This is a genomic window from Achromobacter sp. (assembly GCF_050285585.1).
Classification (GTDB): domain Bacteria; phylum Pseudomonadota; class Gammaproteobacteria; order Burkholderiales; family Burkholderiaceae_B; genus Achromobacter.
In genome coordinates this window covers 312,848-329,635 of sequence record NZ_JBLZXF010000003.1, presented here as the reverse complement: position 1 = coordinate 329,635, position 16,788 = coordinate 312,848, and the positions used below count along the sequence as shown (strand labels likewise).

Below are 16,788 nucleotides of genomic sequence, written 5' to 3'. Positions count from 1 at the left end.
CTCAGAATTGAGGCAGGGAAGCGGGGTCGTGACGCCGCAGGATGTTCTTGGCGTCTTCGAAGCCAGGCAGGATCTGCCCCACTTCGCGCCAGAAATCCTGACTGTGGTTCATTTCGCGCAGATGGGCAAGCTCATGCGCGATGACGTAATCGATGATGGCGGGCGCGAAATGGATCAGGCGCCAGTTCAGCATGATGTTGCCGTCGCTGGTGCAGGAGCCCCAGCGCGTGGCCGCCGACGACAGGCGCCAGCGGCGGATCTTCAGCCCGCTGATCTGCAGGAAATGGGCAAGGCGGGCGCCGAACCAGGCGCCGGCGCGCTGTTGCAGCCAGGCTTGCGCGGAGTCGCGGATTCGGCCCTGGTCGGCCGAGGAGGGCAGCGCCAGCCACAGCGTATCGCCGTCCTCGGGAGCTTCCGCGTCGCCGGACAGATAGGCCTGGCGGCTGTCGCCGCTCACGCCGATCACGATGCGCTTGCCCAGGTAGGGCAGTTCGCCGCCGGGCTGCCAGCGCGTATGCGCCATGGCCAGCTGCCGCTTGCGGGCATGCCATTCGCGCAGCTTGGCCAGGATCCAGCGGGATTTTTCCCGGACCGCGTCGTCGATCTGCGCCAGCGTGACCCAGTTGGGGGCGGTGACGCGCAAGCCGTCGTCCGTGACCACGAAACCGATGCTGCGGCGCCGCGAGCGCAAGAGCACGAAGCCGATGGGCTGCTGCTCGGTCGGGACTTCGCGCCAGCGAGCGCCGGGCGGCAGCGGGTCGGGGCAGGGCGTGGGGACGCGCGACGAGGCGTTGGGGGAGAGCGTCAGCAGCGGCTCGCCGGCGGGGCCGGAGGGCGGCGGAGCGTCGGGGTAGAGCGGCTTGGGAGGCGTAGGCTGAAGCGGGGACGCACTGGGAGCGCCGCCCGGCGGCGGCGCGCCGGCGGGCGCGCCGTTTGGCTGCACGTCGAACAGGAGTTCGAGCTGGTCAGGGCTGGACATACCTTTCAGGATTGAGACGCCGCATTTCCCCTTCGATCCAGTCCTGAACCTTCTGGTTCAGTTCCTCGGGGGAGAGTCCCTTGGATTCTATCGCGGGACCGATGGACAGGGTGATCAGGCCCGGGTGTTTCACGAAAGCGTTGCGCCGCCAGCACTCACCGGCGTTGTGCGCGACGGGAATGACGGCGGCGCCGGTGCGGGACGCCAGCAGCGCGCCGCCCATCTTGTAGCGGGCGACCTTGCCCGGCGCGACCCGGGTGCCCTCGGGGAACAGCAGGGGCCAGCGGCCTTCGTCCAGACGGGTCTGGCCTTGCTTGACGACCTGCTCGAAGGCATCGCGGCCTTTCGAACGGTCGATCGCGATCATGCGCAGCAGCGCCAGGCCCCACCCGAAGAACGGCACCATGTGCAGTTCCTTTTTGTAGACGAAGCAGACTTCGCGGGGCATGTAGGCGGGAAAGAACAGCGTTTCCCAGGCCGACTGGTGCTTGGACAGCAGCACCGCGGGGCCGTCGGGCAGGTTTTCCCAGCCCTTGACCTGCCAGCGGATGCCGCAGATCACGCGCGCGCCCCAGATGGCCAGGCGCGGCCAGCCCACCGTCAGCTTGTAGCGCCAATGCAGCGGCAGCGGCGCCCACAGGATGCAGGCAAAGGCATAGGGGATGACCGTGACGGACAGGAACAGGAGGTAGAGCAGCGAACGTAGCCAGGCCATTGGGTCAGCTGTCCTGGAGCAGGGCGTCGGCCACGGCCGACAGGTCGTCGCATACGCGGGTGTTTTCGGGCAGGCCGCCCTTGTCCAGCGTCTTCTTGCCGTTGCCGGTCAGCACCAGCCAGGGCGAGCAGCCGACCGATGACGAGGCCTGCAGATCGCGCAGAGAATCGCCGATCGCGGGCACGCCGGCCAGGTCCACGTCGTAGCGGTGTCCGATCTGTTCGAACATGCCCGGCCGGGGCTTGCGGCAGGTGCAGTTGTCGTCCGGGCCGTGCGGGCACATGAAGACGGCGTCGATGCTGCCGCCGGCGGCGGCCAGTTCGCGCCGCATCTTGGCGTGGATGGCGGTCAGCGTGTCCATGTCGAACAGGCCGCGCGCCAGCCCCGACTGGTTGGTGGCGACGACCACTCTCCAGCCGGCCTGCGTGAGCCTGGCGATGGCCTGCAGACTGCCGGGCAGGGCGATCCATTCGTCGGGATTCTTGACGAAGGCGTCGCTGTCCTGATTGATGACGCCGTCGCGGTCGAGGATGATCAGTTTCACTGTGCGAGCCTGGAAATGTCTGCCACCTGATTCATCAAGCCATGCAACTGCCCCAGCAGGGCCAGCCGGTTGGCGCGCACGGCCGGGTCTTCGGCCATGACCATGACGTCGGCGAAGAAGGCGTCCACGGGTTCGCGGACCTGGGCCAGCGTGGTGAGGCTGCCGGCGAAGTCGCCCGCGGCCAGTTGCGCCTCGGCCTTCGGGCGCAGCGCCGATACGGCGGCGGCCAGCGCCTTTTCGGCCGGCTCCGCCAGCGCGGCGTCGTTCACCGCGCCGATCTCGCCTTCGGCCTTCTTGAGCAGGTTGCCGATGCGCTTGTTCGCGGCGGCCAGGCTGGCGGCTTCGGGCAGTTGCGCGAACGCGGCGGCCGCTCGCACGCGTTCGGCCACCTGGTGCAGGGGCGGGGTCAGCGCGATGACGGCTTCCACCGCGTTGCGGTCGGACTCATTGATCAACTGGTTGCGATAGCGCTCGTAGATGAAGGCGCGGACCTCGGCCAGCGTGCCGGCCGGGATCTTGCCGGCCGGGAAGGTGCCCGCCGCCAGGTCCAGCAGGCCGTCCAGCGACAGCGGACCGTCCTGGCTGATCTTCAGCCAGCCGCCCGCGGCCAGTTGCTCGAAGGCGCTGATCAGGCCCAGCGCGGCGCGGCGCAGGCCGAAGGGATCGCGCTCGCCGGTGGGGGCCAGACCGATCGCCCAGATGCCGACCAGGGTCTCGACGCGCTCGGCGATGAACAGCACCGCGGCCGTCAGCGACTCCTGGGTGACGGGCGCGTCGTAACGGTTGCGGTACTGGTTGCGCAGGGCCTGCACGACGCTGTCGGGTTCGCCGTCCCCTGCCGCGTAGTACGCGCCCATGACGCCTTGCAGCTCCGGGAACTCGCCGACCATGTTGGAGCCCAGGTCGGCCTTGGCCAGCAGGGCGGCGCGGTCGGCGGCGGATACGTCGCCGCCCAGCTGCCCGGCCACGCCGCGGGCGATGGCGCGCACGCGCTCCACGCGCTCGAGCTGCGTGCCCAGCTTGTTGTGGTAGACGATGGACCCGAGCTGTTCGACGCGCGCGGCCAGCGGCGTCTTGCGGTCGGTTTCGAAGAAGAACTGCGCATCCGCCAGGCGGGGACGCACCACGCGCTGGTTGCCTTCGACGATGTTCACCGGATCGTCCGTGCGCATGTTGCTCACGATCAGGAAGCGGTGGGTCAGGCGGCCGGTGGCCGGATCGAACAGCGGGAAGTACTTCTGGTTGAGCCGCATGGTCAGGATCAGGCATTCCTGCGGCACTTGCAGGAACTGCTCCTCGAACTCGCCCACGTAAACGGTGGGGTGCTCGACCAGCGCGGTGACTTCGTCCAGCAGCGCCGCCACTTCCGGATCGTCGCCCAGGGTGGCGGACAGGCGGCCGGCGTGGTCCAGCAGCTGGCGCTTGATTTCGTCGCGGCGGCCCTCGAACGAGGCCACGACGCTGCCGCGCTCGGCCAGGGTGGCGGCATAGGCGTCGGCGTCGGCGAACGATACCGGGCCGGCGCTCATGAAGCGGTGGCCCAGCGTCTCGCGGCCGGCCGAGAGGCCCAGCGCCGACACCGGCACCACGTCGGCGCCGAAGAGCGCGACCAGGCCGTGCGCCGGGCGCACGAATTTGACCGTGGTGACGCCGTCGGCCAGCTGATAGCGCATGACCTTGGGAATGGGCAGGCCGTCGATCGCGGCGTCTATGCCTTCCTGCAGGCCGGCGGCCAGCTGGGCGCCCGGCGCGGTGCCGCGCGCGACCAGGTAGTCCTGTTTGCCGTCGGATTCGCGGTCCAGCGTGGAAACGTCGATATTCTCCAGGCCCTTGGCGGCCAGTTTCTTCTGCAACGCCGGAGTGGCGCTGCCGTCTTCGGCCAGGCCGATCTTCACCGGCATCAGCTTTTCGGCATAGGGCTGGTCGGGCGCCTGCGCCAGCACGGCGGACAGGTGCACGGCCAGGCGGCGCGGCGTGGAAAACGCGGTGGCGGCGCAGCCGGCGGCCAGCAGGCCGTGGCGTTCCAGCGTGGCGCGCACGCCTTCGGCAAAGGCCTGGCCCAGTTTTTGCAGGGCCTTGGGCGGAAGTTCTTCGGTCAGCAGTTCGACCAGCAGCGGGCGGATGTTCGTCGTCATTTATGCTGCCTCCCCGGCGGCCTTGTTGCGGCCCAGCATGGGAAAGCCCAGTCGTTCGCGGGAATCGTAGTAGGCCTGCGCGACGGCGCGCGACAGGTTGCGGATGCGGCCGATGTACGCGGCGCGCTCGGTGACGCTGATCGCGCCGCGCGCGTCCAGCATGTTGAAGGTATGGGCCGCCTTCAGCGCGGCCTCGTAGGCCGGCAGCGCCAGCGGCACGTCCATCAGGCGCTTGGCCTCGGCTTCGTAGTCATTGAAGTGCGAGAACAGCATGTCGGCGGACGAATGCTCGAAGTTGTAGGTGGACTGCTCCACCTCGTTCTGGTGGAACACGTCGCGGTAGAGCACGCGGTTGCCGTTGGCGCCTTCGGTCCAGACCAGGTCGTACACGCTTTGCACGTCCTGGAGGTACATGGCCAGGCGTTCCAGGCCGTAGGTGATTTCACCGGTGGTCGGGGTGCAGTCCAGGCCGCCCACTTGCTGGAAGTAGGTGAACTGGGTGACTTCCATGCCGTTCAGCCAGACTTCCCAGCCCAGGCCCCAGGCGCCGAGCGTGGGGTTCTCCCAGTCGTCCTCGACGAAGCGGATGTCGTGCTGGGCCGGGTCGATGCCCAGCGCCTTGAGCGAACCGATGTAGAGGTCAAGGATTTCCGGGGGCGCCGGCTTCAGCACGACCTGGTATTGGTAATAGTGCTGCAGGCGGTTGGGGTTTTCGCCGTAGCGCCCGTCCTTGGGGCGGCGCGAGGGCTGCACGTAAGCCGCGCGCCAGGGTTCCGGGCCGATCGCGCGCAGGAACGTGGCGGTGTGCGAGGTGCCGGCGCCGACTTCCATGTCGTAGGGCTGCAGCAGGGCGCAACCCTGCTTGTCCCAGTATTCCTGGAGCGTAAGGATGATTTGCTGAAAGGTGAGCATAGGATTCTTGGAATTCGGCCGCCGGGCAGGGCTTGCCCTGGGCGTGGGAAACCTGGCATTTTAACTGGCGCGGAGCGACCCGTCCCGCAAAGGGGAGCCCGGGGCCGGATCGGGCCCCTAATAGGTGGGGGGAGTCACCGCGCTGACGATTTCGCTGGGGCCGTCGTGGACATTGCGGAAGCGATGGGGCACCCGGCTGTCGAAATAGTAGGAATCGCCGGCCTGAAGCACGCGGGTCTTGTCTCCCACGGTGACTTCCACGGCCCCGGACAGCACCAGGCCGGCCTCCTGGGCCGGGTGGCTGAACAACTCGCCCGTATCGGCCCCCGGCAGGTAGCGTTCCTGCATCATGAGCATGGCCCGGTTGGCGAAGCGGCTGCCGATCATCCGGTAGGAAATGGCGTTCGGATTGCCGATTTCCGGCAGGTCCTCGGGGGTGTAGAAGGGCGATTCGGCCACCAGCAGCCGGCTGTTCGAGAAAAAGCCCACGATGGTGGTGCCCAGGGCGTCCAGCACGGCCGCCAGCGTATCGAGGGAGGGACTGATCTTGTCGCGTTCGATCAGCGAGATCGAAGCGTGCGAGACGCCCGAGCGCTGGGCCACTTCGCGTATGCCCAGGCCGCGGCGGCGGCGTAATTCCCTTATGTCTGCGCCGATTCTCGGCATCGTGTCTCCTCCTGCGGGCCGGTCTCCGGACCGGCGGTCGTTCCGGCTTGCAGGATACACGGACCGCGCTCAGGCGAGCCGGGCCTGCGGGGGGCGGAGATCGACGATTTGGGGACGGTACGAAAAAGTATCCAGCGGATAGAGCGGCCTGGCCCGGTCGAAGGGCAACTGGTCGGGGTGGTAGCCGGTCAGGCCGGGCGTTTCCGCGCAGGCGCATTCGCCTATGTCGGCAAAGGCGAGCTTGAAGTGATAGCCCGACTTCACCACGATCAGGTCCGTGGCGTCGAGGTCCATGCCCGCGTCCAGATAGCATCCCGGATCTTGCGACATGACGGCGTCCTGGGTGATCAGCAGTTCGTAGCGCGGGTTGCGGAGCACGGCATGGGGCCCGAGCCGCAGCGTGGCGCCCCGCATGAAGGCGCCGCGGTTGCGGAAGGTGCCGCTGCCCAGGGCCGCGACCTGGCCCGATACGTCCAGGGGCCGGCAGGCGGAACTGTAGCGGCCGCCGGCCCGCAGCGTCACCCGGGCGCCGACGCCGGCCTGCTGGCATAGGCGCAGCGCTTCAGGGTCCGTGACGATGGCGGCGACGCGCCGCCCGGTCAGCGCCAGCGCGCGCTCCAGCACGTGCAGGCTGTCTCCCGGCCCGCCCGCCAGGACCCGGTCGCCGAAATCGCCGACGACCAGCCTGCGGGCCGAGCCTTCGTGGCGCAGCAGCAGCGTATCGATGTCCGGCAGGTCGTGGACGTAGCGGTCCCGCCCGGCCCACAGCGTCTGCGCCAGATCGGCGGCGAGCGCGCGGGCGCGGGGCAGCGCGGCGGCGGTCCGGCCGTAGGCCAGGACGGTTTGCCCGACGCCCGCGCCGTCGATGAAGGGATTCACGTTGAAAATGGAGACGTCCAGGATGCCGTCATCGGCCTGCGCGGCCGCCAGGGCCCGGGCGTGGAGTTCGGCGAGCGGCCCGCGCGCGGTTTCGTCGTTGCCGCGTGTCAGCATCGGCACCAGCACGCTGACTCCGGCGGGCCGCTGCCCCGTGTCCAGCATGCGCAGCAGTTCCGTGGCCACCCGGATCCCGGTTTCGGCGGCGTCGGCATGCGGATTGGTCTTGTAGGCCGAGGCGAAATCCAGCTGGCAGAGCAGGGCGGGCACGGCGTGGGCATGCAGATCGAAGCCCGCCACGATAGGCATTTCCGCACCGACGACGGCGCGCAGCTCCGTCAACAGATCCGCCTCGGCGCTGTCGAGGTCCACGGTCTGCATGCAGCCATGCAGGCAGAGCGCGATGGCATCGAAGCCGCCGGCCCGCGCGGTTTCCAGGATGCCGGCGCGCAGCTCCGCGTACGCGCCGTCCTCGACCCGGCCTCCCGGCCGTGCCCTGGCGGCGAGCGTGGGCACGGCGGCGCAGCCATGCGCCTTCAGCGTGCGCAGGATGCCGCCCAGCACCGAGTCGGCGGCGGCGTTGGCGCTGAGCATGGCCTCGCCGCGCTCGATCTCGAAGGCGGACAAAGGCGTGGTCACCGGGGTGAATCCGTGCGTTTCCTGGAACAACTGCCCCACCAGGATACGGTAGCGGGTGGGCATGGGCGGGTCTCCGAAAGGCGGGCCATGGCGGCCCAGGCGATTATTTCAGGCTGATGTGGGCGCGTTGCGCCGTTGCGCGCTGCTTGTCGATCTCGGCCTTGAGCTGGGCGCCGAACTCCGCCGGCGGATTGCCCACCGGCACGGCGGAGAAGCCCGCCAGCTTTTCCTTGACCTCGGGCATGGCCAGCACCTGCGCGACCGCCTGGTACAGCTGATCCACGATGGCCGGCGGCGTGTTCCTGGGGGCGACCAGGCCGAACCACGAGGCGTCGTTGACTTCAGGAATGCCGACCTCGGCGAAGGTGGGAACGTCCGGCAGGGCCGGGATGCGCTGAGGATAGGCGATGGCCAGCGCCTTCAGGTCGCCGTTGCGGATGAATGGCAGCGACGAGGGCAGGTTATCGAATACCGCGGCGATCTGCCCGCCCAGCGCGTCCTGCAGCGCGGGGCTGGAACCACGGTACGGCACGTGCATCATCTCCGTGCCGGTGCTGAGCTTGAACAGCTCGCCCATCATATTGGCCTCGGAGCCGGTGCCGGCGGATCCATAGGTATAGGCGTTGGGCTTGCCCTTGAGCAGCTTGATGAAAGAGGCCATGTCCTGGGCAGGCACCGAGGGCCCGATGGTCAGGACGTTGGGCACCGAGGCCAGCTTGGTGATCGGCGCCAGGTCGCGGGTCACGTCGTACGAAATATTGTCATAGACCACCGGCGTCACGGCGTGGGAGCTCACCGTGGCGATGCCGAGGGTATAGCCGTCCGGCTCCGAACGGATCACGTATTCGCTTCCGATCCGGCCGGCCGCGCCGTTGCGGTTCTCCACGACGACGGTCTGTTTGAGCAGCTTGCCCAGCGGATCGGCGATGCTGCGGGCCAGTACGTCGGTGGTGCCCCCCGGCGGGAAGGGCACGACCAGCTTGATCGGCCGGGAAGGATAGGCCTGCTGCGCCTGCGCGGGCGCGATGAGGGCGGAACCCGCGAGCGCCAGCGCGCCGATGACGATGCCAAGTTTCATGGTTTTCCCCTTGTCTGGTGTAGGTATGAACGGGCCGTCGCCGCGGGCCCGCGGCCGCGCGGCGAGGCCGGCGTTACTGCATGCGCAGCGCGGCCGCGCGGCGGTGGCCTTCCATGCCTTCGGTGCGGCTCTGGCGTTCCGCGGGCGGCGCCACGGCGGCCACGCCACGCGAGTCGAGCCACTGATGGGTGCAGATCTTCAGGAACGATCCTACCCACAGCCCGCCGGTGTAGCGGCCCGCGCGCATCGTGGGCAGCGTATGGTTGGTGCCGCAACACTTGTCCGAATACACCACGCTGGCCAGCGTGCCGATGAAGAGCGAGCCGTAGTTGCGCAGGCGGGCGGCGGTGGCGTGCGGATCCCGGGTGTGGACCTGCAAGTGCTCGGCCGCGACGTGGTCCGAATAGGCCAGCATGGCTTGTTCGTCCGCGCACAGGACGATTTCGCCATAGTCGGCCCAGGCGCGGGCGGCCACGGGAGCGGTCGGCAGGTCCTGGAGCTGGCGTTCGACCGCGCCCAGCGTGGCGTGGGCCAGCGCCGCGCTGGTGGTGATCAGGCCGACCCGGGTGCGCACGTCGTGCTCCGCCTGCGCGAGCAGGTCGGTGGCGATCATCTCCGGATCGCCGGTCTCGTCAGCCACCACGAAGATCTCGCTGGGGCCGGCCAACTGGTCGATGCCCACCTCGCCGAACACCTGGCGCTTGGCCTCGTTGACGTAGGCGTTGCCGGGGCCGACGATCTTGTCCACCGCGGGGATGGATTCCGTGCCGCAGGCCATGGCCGCGATGGCCTGGGCGCCGCCGACGAGAAAGATGCGGTCCGCGCCGGACAGGTGGCAGCCCGCGATCATGGCCGGATGGGCGCCAGGCGGCAGGCAGGCGATGACTTCCTCGCAGCCGGCCACCTTGGCGGGAACAATGGTCATGACGGGCGCCGACAGGATCGGGTAGCGGCCTCCGGGCACGTAGGCGCCGATGCGCTGCACCGGGATGACGCGATGCCCCAGGTGCAGCCCGGGCAAGGTCTCGATCTCCAGGGGCAGGACCGTGGCCAGCTGGGCCTGGGCGAAAGCGCGCACGCGCGCAATGGCGAATTCGGTGTCTGCGCGGGTTTGCGCATCCAGGTCGGCGACGGCCTGCAGCCGCGCCTCCAGGGGCACTTCCAGGGCGGGCGTCTCCTTGCCGTCGAATTTCAGGGAATACTCGCGAACCGCGGCGTCGCCGCGGGCGCGCACCTGCGCGATGATGTCGCGCACAGTCTCTTCGATGGCGCTCGCGCTGTCTTCTGCGCGGGCGGCGGGCGACTTGACGTAGTTCAGTTGGCTTGTTGCTGGCATGGAAGGCTCTTCGTGACGGAAGCGTTGCGGGTATGGGTCACTATAAGAGCGGCCAGGGGCCTTGTTTCATGGCCGCGCGCAGGCGGTAACTATATTGACCGGCGCGGGCTTGCGCGCGCGGCGTTCCGTCCCCCCTTCGCCGTGCGACGGCCTCGGCCCGAGGGCGCCGGGCGTCGCGGCAGCCGTGCCGGGGGTGGTGAATATACTGACCGGGCGCGGCCGCCAGCGTCCGCTGCGCATTGGTCGTATGATTCCGGTCTGAGCAAGTCTTATATAAAACCCGGAAGGAGCAGCCCCATGTCCGACCTGATCAAGGTAGAAGTCACCGACGGCATCCAGATCATTACGATCAACCGTCCCGAAGCCAAGAACGCCATCAATCTGGAGGCCGCGCAGGCCATGGCCGCCGCGCTGGACCAACTGGACGGCCGCGACGACATCCGCATCGGCATCCTGACGGGCGGAGGCGGCACGTTTTCCTCGGGCATGGATCTGAAGGCCTTCGCGAAGTCGGGGCAGCGTCCGTACGTGGAAGGCCGCGGCTTTGCCGGCCTGAACGAGCGTCCGCCCAAGAAGCCGCTGATCGCCGCCGTGGAAGGCTATGCGCTGGCCGGGGGCTGCGAAATGGCGCTGGCCTCCGACCTGATCGTGGCCGCCAGCAACGCCAAGTTCGGGTTGCCCGAAGTCAAGCGCGGCCTGGTGGCGGGCGCCGGCGGCATGCTTCGCCTGCCGCGCCGCCTGCCGTACCATATCGCCATGGAGGTCATCCTGACCGGCGAGATGCTCACCGCCGAGCGCGCCCATTCCTTTGGGCTGGTCAATCGCCTGACCGAGCCGGGCGGCGCGCTGGCCGGCGCCCTGGAGCTGGCGCGCGCCATCGTCGAGAACGGCCCGCTGGCCGTGCAGACCGCGAAGAGCATCGTGTCGCAGTCGGGCGACTGGGAGCAGGAAGGCATGTTCGACCGCCAGCGTCCGCTGATCGCCCACATTTTCTCGTCGGCCGACGCCAAGGAAGGCGCCACCGCTTTCGCCGAGAAGCGCAAGCCGGTGTGGCAGGGCAAGTGAGGCCCTCTTGCCGCGCCCCTGCGGCGAACCGTCCAAGAACCTTTAACCTATAGCGCGGCCGGCTGCGCCGGCCGCGGTTTCAATTTTCCATCCAGACAGTCAATCGCCATGTCCGTCATCATCAAAGAAGAAGACTTCATCCAGTCGATCGCCGACGGGATCCAGTTCATCAGCTACTACCATCCGGTGGACTACATCCGCCACCTGGCCCGCGCCTACGAGCGCGAGGAAAGCCCGGCCGCGCGCGATGCGATGGCCCAGATCCTGACCAACTCGCGCATGTGCGCCGAAGGCAAGCGCCCGCTGTGCCAGGACACCGGCATCGTGAATGTCTTCCTCAAGGTCGGCATGGACGTGCGCTTCGACACCAAGCGCACGTTGCAGGAACTCTGCGACGAAGGCGTGCGCCGCGGCTACCTGAATCCCGACAATCCGCTGCGCGCCTCCGTGCTGGACGACCCGCTGTTCGCGCGCAAGAACACGCGCGACAACACGCCCTGTATCCTGCACGTCGAACTGGTCCCCGGCGACAAGGTCGACGTGCAGCTTGCCTCGAAGGGCGGCGGCTCGGAAAACAAATCCAAGTTCGCCATGCTGAACCCCAGCGATTCGCTGGTGGACTGGGTGCTCAAGACGGTCCCGACGATGGGCGCAGGCTGGTGCCCGCCGGGCATGCTGGGCATCGGCGTCGGCGGCACCGCCGAAAAAGCCATGCTGATGGCCAAGCAGTCGTTGATGGAAGACATCGACATGTACGAGCTGCTGGCCCGCGGTCCGCAGAACAAGCTGGAAGAACTGCGCATCGAGCTGTATGAGAAAGTCAACGCGCTGGGCATCGGCGCGCAGGGCCTGGGCGGCCTGACCACCGTGCTGGACGTCAAGATCAACACGTTCCCGACGCACGCAGCTTCCAAGCCCGTCGCCATGATCCCGAACTGCGCCGCCACGCGTCACGCGCATTTCGAACTGGACGGCTCGGGCCCGGCGCGCCTGGACCCGCCGTCGCTGTCCGAATGGCCGGAAGTGCATTGGGCGCCGGACTACAACAAGTCCAAGCAGGTCGACCTGAACACGCTGACGAAGGAAGAAGTCGCCAGCTGGAAGCCGGGCCAGACCCTGCTGCTGTCGGGCAAGATGCTGACCGGCCGCGACGCCGCGCACAAGCGCATCCAGGACATGCTGGCCAAGGGCGAGCCGCTGCCCGTGGACTTCACCAACCGCGTCATCTACTACGTCGGCCCGGTCGATCCGGTGCGCGACGAGGTGGTGGGCCCGGCCGGCCCCACCACCGCCACGCGCATGGACAAGTTCACCGACATGATGCTGGAGCAGACCGGCCTGATCGCCATGATCGGCAAGTCCGAGCGCGGCCCGGTCGCGATCGAGTCCATCAAGAAGCACGGTTCGGCCTACCTGATGGCCGTCGGCGGCGCCGCCTACCTGGTGTCCAAGGCCATCCGGGGCGCCAAGGTGCTGGGCTTCGCCGACCTGGGCATGGAAGCCATCTACGAGTTCGACGTGAAGGACATGCCGGTGACCGTGGCGGTCGACGCCCAGGGCACCTCGGTCCACACGACGGGCCCGAAGGAATGGCAAGCCAAGATCGGGAAGATTCCGGTCGCCGTCGCCTGACCCTGCCGACCTGCGCTGAAAACGGCCGCTGGCGCAGCGGCCGTTTTTTTTTGAGGGCTTGCCCGGCCCTGGGGGGGCAGGTCGTTTCGCGCCCGCCGTCCTAGGACGGTTTCGCGGTTGCGGCCTTGAACGCCGCGATCGCATCCGCCGATTTTCCCAGCACGTCGCGCAGCACTTCCTCGGTGTGCTCGCCCAGCATGGGCGGAGCGCGGCGGTACGCGACCGGCGAGGCCGAGAGACGCAATGGGCTGGCCGTGACGGCGGCGACGCCGCCGGCGGGATGAGGCAGGTCGCGGCGCAGCTGCCGCGCATGCGCTTGAGGATGCGCGAAGGCCTGAGCGATATTGTTGATCGGGCCGCAAGGCACGCCCGCGGCTTCCAGTTTCGCGATCCAGTCGTCGCGCCTGCCTTGCCGCATGATGTCGGCCAGCATGCCGACCAGCGCTTCCCGGTTGGCGATGCGCAGGCGGTTGGTGGCAAAGCGCGGGTCGTCTCCCAGTTCGGGCGCGCCGATGGCGGCGCAGTAGGCGCGGTACTGCGATTCATTGCCCGTGGCCACGATCAGGTGGCCGTCGCTCGCGGCGAACACCTGATAGGGGACGACGTTCTGGTGCGCGTTGCCGGCGCGCGTGGGCGCCACGCCCGAGTTGAAATAGTTGGAGTTCTGGTTGGCCAGCAGGGCCACGTGGCTGTCGAGCAGCGCGATGTCCAGGTGCTGCCCCAGGCCGCTCCTGTGGCGTTCTTGCAGGGCCGCCAGCACCGCGACGGTGGCGTACATGCCGGTGACGATGTCCGTCACCGCCACGCCCGCCTTCTGCGGGCCGCCGCCGGGCAGGTCGTCGCGTTCGCCCGTGATGCTCATCAGGCCGCCCATGCCCTGGATCATGAAGTCATAGCCGGGGCGTTGGGCATAGGGGCCGTCCTGCCCGAATCCCGTGACCGAGCAATAGATCAGGCGCGGATTGATTTTGCTGAGGCTGTCGTAGTCCAGGCCGTACTTGGCCAGGCCGCCGACCTTGAAGTTCTCGACCAGTATGTCGCTGACGGCCGCCAGTTCGCGGATCAGCGCCGCGCCTTCGGGCGTGGCCATGTCGGCCTCGATCGAACGCTTGTTGCGGTTGGTGCTGAGGTAGTAGGCGGACTCGCTGGTGTCCTGGCCGTTGCCGTCCTTGAGGAAGGGCGGGCCCCAGGCGCGGGTGTCGTCGCCCACGCGGGGGCGCTCGACCTTGATGACGTCGGCGCCCAGGTCCGCCAGGTTCTGCGTGCACCAGGGACCCGCGAGGATGCGCGACAGGTCCAGCACGCGGATGCCGTCGAGCGCGGGGGGGCGGGTCATGGCCGCAACTCCGCGGTGCCGTTGCTCAGCACGACCACGTCGCGTTCGCGGGCGCGCGCAAGAAAGCGGACCTGTCCGTCCGGCATCCGCCATATGTCGCATTGCAGGGTCTCGCCTGGATATACCGGCGCCGAGAAGCGTGTGTTCAGGCTGGAAAGGCGCGAGGCGTCGTCGTCGCAGCAGGTCTTCACGATCGCGTGCGCCGCGAAGCCGTAGGAGCACAGGCCGTGCAGGATGGGCCGGGGATAGCCCGCCTGGCGCGCGATTGCGGGATCGGCGTGCAGCGGGTTGCGGTCCGCGTTCAGCCGGTACAGCAGGGCGGCGTTCGGCGGAATGCGGAGTTCGCACCGCAGGTCGGGCTCGCCGCCGGGCGCGGCGGGCAGGGGCGGCGGGCCGTCATCGCCCTGTCCGAAGCCGCCGTCGCCTCGGCAGAAGGTGCTGTGCTGCAGAGTGGCCAGGCAAGCGCCGTCCTCGCTGTGCAAGGTGCGCTCTGTGACGACGATGGCGCCCTTGTCCGCGCCCTTGTCGATCACGTGCGTGTTGCGGCTCCTGCCGATGACCACGCCCGAGGACGGCAGCGGCGCATGCATCGTCAGCCGCTGCTCGCCGTGCACGACCTTGACCCAGTCGATGCCGGCGCGGGGGTCCCGCATCCAGAAGCCCGGGTAGCCCAGCACCACGCTCATGGTGGGAAACGCCTGCAAGCCCTTTTCGTAGACGTAGCGCAGTTGGCCGGCGTCTTCGGGGTCCTGTCCCAGGCCGATGCCCAGCGCATACAGCATGGTGTCTTTTTCGTCGTAGCGCTGGCGCACGTCGTCGAAGCGCCAGCCCTTCACGGTTGCATAGTCCAGGGGCATGGCGGCCTCAGATAGGATCCCAGTCGATCACGTCGGGCGAACGCTCCAACGCGTAGAAGTGCTTGCGCATGGCGGGCACCGCGATTTCCCCGATGAGCTCGGGCGTCCAGCCTTCTCCGTGATGCACCGTGCGCAGCGGCCGCGGCTGGCTCATCAGCATGATCTCGTTGGCGCGCACCGCGAAGATCTGCGCGGTGATCGCGCTGGCCGCGTCGCTGGCCAGGTACACGGCCATGGGCGCGACCTTGCCGGCTTCCATTTTTTTCAGCTTTTCGACGCGCGCCTTTTCTTCGTCGGTTTCCGCGGGGATGGAGCTCGTCATGCGGCTCCAGGCGAATGGCGCGATGCAGTTGGAACGGACGTTGTAGCGCGCCATGTCCAGCGCGATGGATTTCGACAGGGCGACGATGCCCAGCTTGGCCGCCGCGTAGTTCGCCTGGCCGAAGTTGCCGATCAGGCCCGACGTGGACGTCATGTGCACGAACGCGCCGGATTCCTGTTCGCGGAAGTAGGGCGCGGCGGCCCGGCTCATGAAGAACGAGCCGTTCAGGTGCACGTCAAGCACCTGGCGCCACTCTTCTTCGCTCATCTTGTGGAAGACGCGATCGCGCAGATTGCCGGCGTTATTGACGACGGCGTCGAGGCGGCCGTAGGCGTCGATCGCGGTCTGCACGCAGCGGCTGGCGCTGTCGTAGGCGGCGACGCTGTCGGTGCTGGCCACCGCCTGCCCGCCGGCGGCGATGATTTCCTTGACCACGGCCTGCGCCGGGCCTTCGGCGCCGCCTTCGCCGGTCAGCGAGACGCCGATGTCGTTCACGACCACCTTGGCGCCGGCCTGCGCCATGGCCAGCGCGATGCCTCGGCCGATGCCGCCGCCCGCGCCCGTAACGATCACTACCTTGCCGGAAACTATGCCGCTCATGAAGCTGACTCCTGTGCTGCGGCGCACGCGCCGCGTGGAAAACAGTTCCGCATCAACCGGTCTGGTTTAGGGGAATGCCCCATGGTAGATTCGGCAAGGCATTCGCAGAATTCAAAATTAGAAATGCCCCCCTTCTGCGTGGTGGAACATGAGACATGACCTGACCGACCTGCGTTTGTTTCTGAACGTGGGGGAAACACTCAACCTGACGCGCGCCGCCGAGCGGACCTTCCTGTCCCTGCCCGCGGCCAGCGCCCGGGTGAAGAACATGGAAGAGGCCTTCAAGGCCAGGCTGCTGGTGCGCATGGCCACGGGCGTCGCGCTGACCCCGGCGGGCGAAGTGCTGCTCAAGCACGCCAACGCGGTCTTTCGCCAGCTGGAGTGCCTGAACGCGGATCTCCAGCCCTACGCCAACGGCCTGAAGGGGCGCCTGCGCCTGCTGGCCAACACCACGGCCACCAATTCCTTTCTTGCCGACGCGCTGTCCACGTTTCTTGCGGAAAACCCGGACGTGGACGTCGAGCTGGAAGAAAAGATCTCCGGCGACATCGTGATCGCGATCCGCGCGGGCGCGGGCGATCTGGGCCTGGTGGCCGGCAACATCGATGTCGAGGGACTGGACGTCACGCCCCTTTTCCGCGACGAGCTCACCGTCGTGACGTCCCTGGACCACCCGCTGGCATCGCAGGAATCGGCGCATTTCGTGGACCTGGTGGATGCCTACCAATTCGTGGGTATCCATCCGGACAGCGCCATCCAGACTTTCCTCGAAGACATCGCCAGCGGCCTGGGCAAGCGCATCTGCCAGCGCGTGCACGTGGGCAGCTTCGAGGCGGTATGCCGGATGGTGGAGGCCGGCGCCGGCATCGCCGTGGTGCCGCGCGCCTGCGCGGCGCGCTATAGCCGCCCCGACGCGCTGCACGTGCTGAAGCTGAATGATGCTTGGGCCTTGCGCGACCGGCTGCTGTGCCGCCAGCGCGGCCGCGACCTGCCCAGCTTCGCGGAGTGCTTCATTGGCCATCTGCAGCGCGCCGCGCGCGGGCAGTAGCGGCCCGGCCATCGGCGCTACGCCATCGGGCGGATAGTGTCCGGTGAC

General features: G+C 68.2%; 15 protein-coding genes. 3 read left to right on the top strand and 12 right to left on the bottom strand.

Annotation, left to right across the window (positions count from 1 at the left end; all coding sequences use genetic code 11):
- Position 1: 1 nt before the first annotated feature.
- From ACN6PJ_RS07065 to hisD, 9 genes are all read right to left on the bottom strand, one after another.
- Positions 2–979: a M48 family metallopeptidase gene (locus tag ACN6PJ_RS07065; protein WP_427995164.1), complete on the bottom strand. Its 978-nt coding sequence runs from the start codon at positions 977–979 to the stop codon at positions 2–4.
- Positions 966–1,694, bottom strand: coding sequence for a lysophospholipid acyltransferase family protein (locus ACN6PJ_RS07060; protein WP_427995163.1), 729 nt, complete (start codon positions 1,692–1,694; stop codon positions 966–968). Before ACN6PJ_RS07060 ends, ACN6PJ_RS07065 begins: the two co-directional genes overlap by 14 nt.
- Before the next feature lie 4 nt (positions 1,695–1,698).
- Positions 1,699–2,238: a D-glycero-beta-D-manno-heptose 1,7-bisphosphate 7-phosphatase gene (gmhB, locus tag ACN6PJ_RS07055; protein WP_427995162.1), complete on the bottom strand. Its 540-nt coding sequence runs from the start codon at positions 2,236–2,238 to the stop codon at positions 1,699–1,701.
- Positions 2,235–4,373 (bottom strand): glycine--tRNA ligase subunit beta, encoded by a 2,139-nt coding sequence (gene glyS, locus ACN6PJ_RS07050; RefSeq protein WP_427995161.1) that lies wholly within the window; start codon positions 4,371–4,373, stop codon positions 2,235–2,237. The genes gmhB and glyS overlap by 4 nt, the downstream gene beginning before the upstream one ends.
- A complete protein-coding gene (gene glyQ / locus ACN6PJ_RS07045) occupies positions 4,374–5,285 on the bottom strand; it encodes a glycine--tRNA ligase subunit alpha (protein ID WP_427995160.1) in 912 nt (303 codons plus the stop codon).
- A 117-nt stretch (positions 5,286–5,402) separates the two neighbouring features.
- On the bottom strand, positions 5,403–5,951 hold the full coding sequence (locus ACN6PJ_RS07040; protein WP_427995159.1) for a cupin domain-containing protein: 549 nt from the start codon (positions 5,949–5,951) through the stop codon (positions 5,403–5,405).
- Between the two features lie 69 nt (positions 5,952–6,020).
- Positions 6,021–7,529 (bottom strand): M81 family metallopeptidase, encoded by a 1,509-nt coding sequence (locus ACN6PJ_RS07035; RefSeq protein WP_427995158.1) that lies wholly within the window; start codon positions 7,527–7,529, stop codon positions 6,021–6,023.
- A 40-nt stretch (positions 7,530–7,569) separates the two neighbouring features.
- A complete protein-coding gene (locus ACN6PJ_RS07030; RefSeq protein ID WP_427995157.1) occupies positions 7,570–8,544 on the bottom strand; it encodes a Bug family tripartite tricarboxylate transporter substrate binding protein in 975 nt (324 codons plus the stop codon).
- Positions 8,545–8,617: 73 nt separating this feature from the next.
- Complete coding sequence (gene hisD, locus ACN6PJ_RS07025) at positions 8,618–9,880, bottom strand: histidinol dehydrogenase (RefSeq protein ID WP_427995156.1); 1,263 nt, start codon at positions 9,878–9,880, stop codon at positions 8,618–8,620.
- Positions 9,881–10,177: 297 nt separating this feature from the next.
- Between hisD and ACN6PJ_RS07020 the strand changes: the two genes are divergently transcribed.
- A complete protein-coding gene (locus tag ACN6PJ_RS07020; protein WP_427995155.1) occupies positions 10,178–10,945 on the top strand; it encodes a crotonase/enoyl-CoA hydratase family protein in 768 nt (255 codons plus the stop codon).
- A 108-nt stretch (positions 10,946–11,053) separates the two neighbouring features.
- Positions 11,054–12,577, top strand: a complete 1,524-nt coding sequence (locus ACN6PJ_RS07015; protein WP_427995154.1) for a fumarate hydratase — start codon at positions 11,054–11,056, stop codon at positions 12,575–12,577.
- Between the two features lie 100 nt (positions 12,578–12,677).
- Here the strand turns inward: ACN6PJ_RS07015 and ACN6PJ_RS07010 are convergent, their stop codons facing one another.
- Genes ACN6PJ_RS07010 through ACN6PJ_RS07000 form a run of 3 tightly spaced genes read right to left on the bottom strand, consistent with a single transcriptional unit; the run spans position 12,678 to position 15,692 of the window.
- The gene (locus tag ACN6PJ_RS07010) at positions 12,678–13,913 is read right to left on the bottom strand and encodes a CaiB/BaiF CoA transferase family protein (RefSeq protein ID WP_427995153.1); all 1,236 of its coding nucleotides are present in this window, start codon (positions 13,911–13,913) and stop codon (positions 12,678–12,680) included.
- Complete coding sequence (locus ACN6PJ_RS07005) at positions 13,910–14,770, bottom strand: MaoC/PaaZ C-terminal domain-containing protein (protein ID WP_427995152.1); 861 nt, start codon at positions 14,768–14,770, stop codon at positions 13,910–13,912. The genes ACN6PJ_RS07010 and ACN6PJ_RS07005 overlap by 4 nt, the downstream gene beginning before the upstream one ends.
- Before the next feature lie 7 nt (positions 14,771–14,777).
- Positions 14,778–15,692, bottom strand: a complete 915-nt coding sequence (locus ACN6PJ_RS07000; RefSeq protein WP_427995151.1) for an SDR family NAD(P)-dependent oxidoreductase — start codon at positions 15,690–15,692, stop codon at positions 14,778–14,780.
- A 148-nt stretch (positions 15,693–15,840) separates the two neighbouring features.
- On the opposite strand from ACN6PJ_RS07000, the gene ACN6PJ_RS06995 reads away from it, so the two are divergent.
- A complete protein-coding gene (locus ACN6PJ_RS06995; RefSeq protein WP_427995150.1) occupies positions 15,841–16,740 on the top strand; it encodes a LysR substrate-binding domain-containing protein in 900 nt (299 codons plus the stop codon).
- Positions 16,741–16,788: the final 48 nt, after the last annotated feature.

What these genes read in the sequence shown, in the direction of transcription:
- ACN6PJ_RS07065 (WP_427995164.1), bottom strand. Translation starts at nt 979, where the DNA reads ATGTCCAGCCCTGACCAGCTCGAACTCCTGTTCGACGTGCAGCCAAAC.
- ACN6PJ_RS07060 (WP_427995163.1), bottom strand. Translation starts at nt 1,694, where the DNA reads ATGGCCTGGCTACGTTCGCTGCTCTACCTCCTGTTCCTGTCCGTCACG.
- glyS (WP_427995161.1), bottom strand. Translation starts at nt 4,373, where the DNA reads ATGACGACGAACATCCGCCCGCTGCTGGTCGAACTGCTGACCGAAGAA.
- glyQ (WP_427995160.1), bottom strand. Translation starts at nt 5,285, where the DNA reads ATGCTCACCTTTCAGCAAATCATCCTTACGCTCCAGGAATACTGGGAC.
- ACN6PJ_RS07040 (WP_427995159.1), bottom strand. Translation starts at nt 5,951, where the DNA reads ATGCCGAGAATCGGCGCAGACATAAGGGAATTACGCCGCCGCCGCGGC.
- ACN6PJ_RS07035 (WP_427995158.1), bottom strand. Translation starts at nt 7,529, where the DNA reads ATGCCCACCCGCTACCGTATCCTGGTGGGGCAGTTGTTCCAGGAAACG.
- ACN6PJ_RS07030 (WP_427995157.1), bottom strand. Translation starts at nt 8,544, where the DNA reads ATGAAACTTGGCATCGTCATCGGCGCGCTGGCGCTCGCGGGTTCCGCC.
- hisD (WP_427995156.1), bottom strand. Translation starts at nt 9,880, where the DNA reads ATGCCAGCAACAAGCCAACTGAACTACGTCAAGTCGCCCGCCGCCCGC.
- ACN6PJ_RS07020 (WP_427995155.1), top strand. Translation starts at nt 10,178, where the DNA reads ATGTCCGACCTGATCAAGGTAGAAGTCACCGACGGCATCCAGATCATT.
- ACN6PJ_RS07015 (WP_427995154.1), top strand. Translation starts at nt 11,054, where the DNA reads ATGTCCGTCATCATCAAAGAAGAAGACTTCATCCAGTCGATCGCCGAC.
- ACN6PJ_RS07010 (WP_427995153.1), bottom strand. Translation starts at nt 13,913, where the DNA reads ATGACCCGCCCCCCCGCGCTCGACGGCATCCGCGTGCTGGACCTGTCG.
- ACN6PJ_RS07005 (WP_427995152.1), bottom strand. Translation starts at nt 14,770, where the DNA reads ATGCCCCTGGACTATGCAACCGTGAAGGGCTGGCGCTTCGACGACGTG.
- ACN6PJ_RS07000 (WP_427995151.1), bottom strand. Translation starts at nt 15,692, where the DNA reads ATGAGCGGCATAGTTTCCGGCAAGGTAGTGATCGTTACGGGCGCGGGC.
- ACN6PJ_RS06995 (WP_427995150.1), top strand. Translation starts at nt 15,841, where the DNA reads ATGAGACATGACCTGACCGACCTGCGTTTGTTTCTGAACGTGGGGGAA.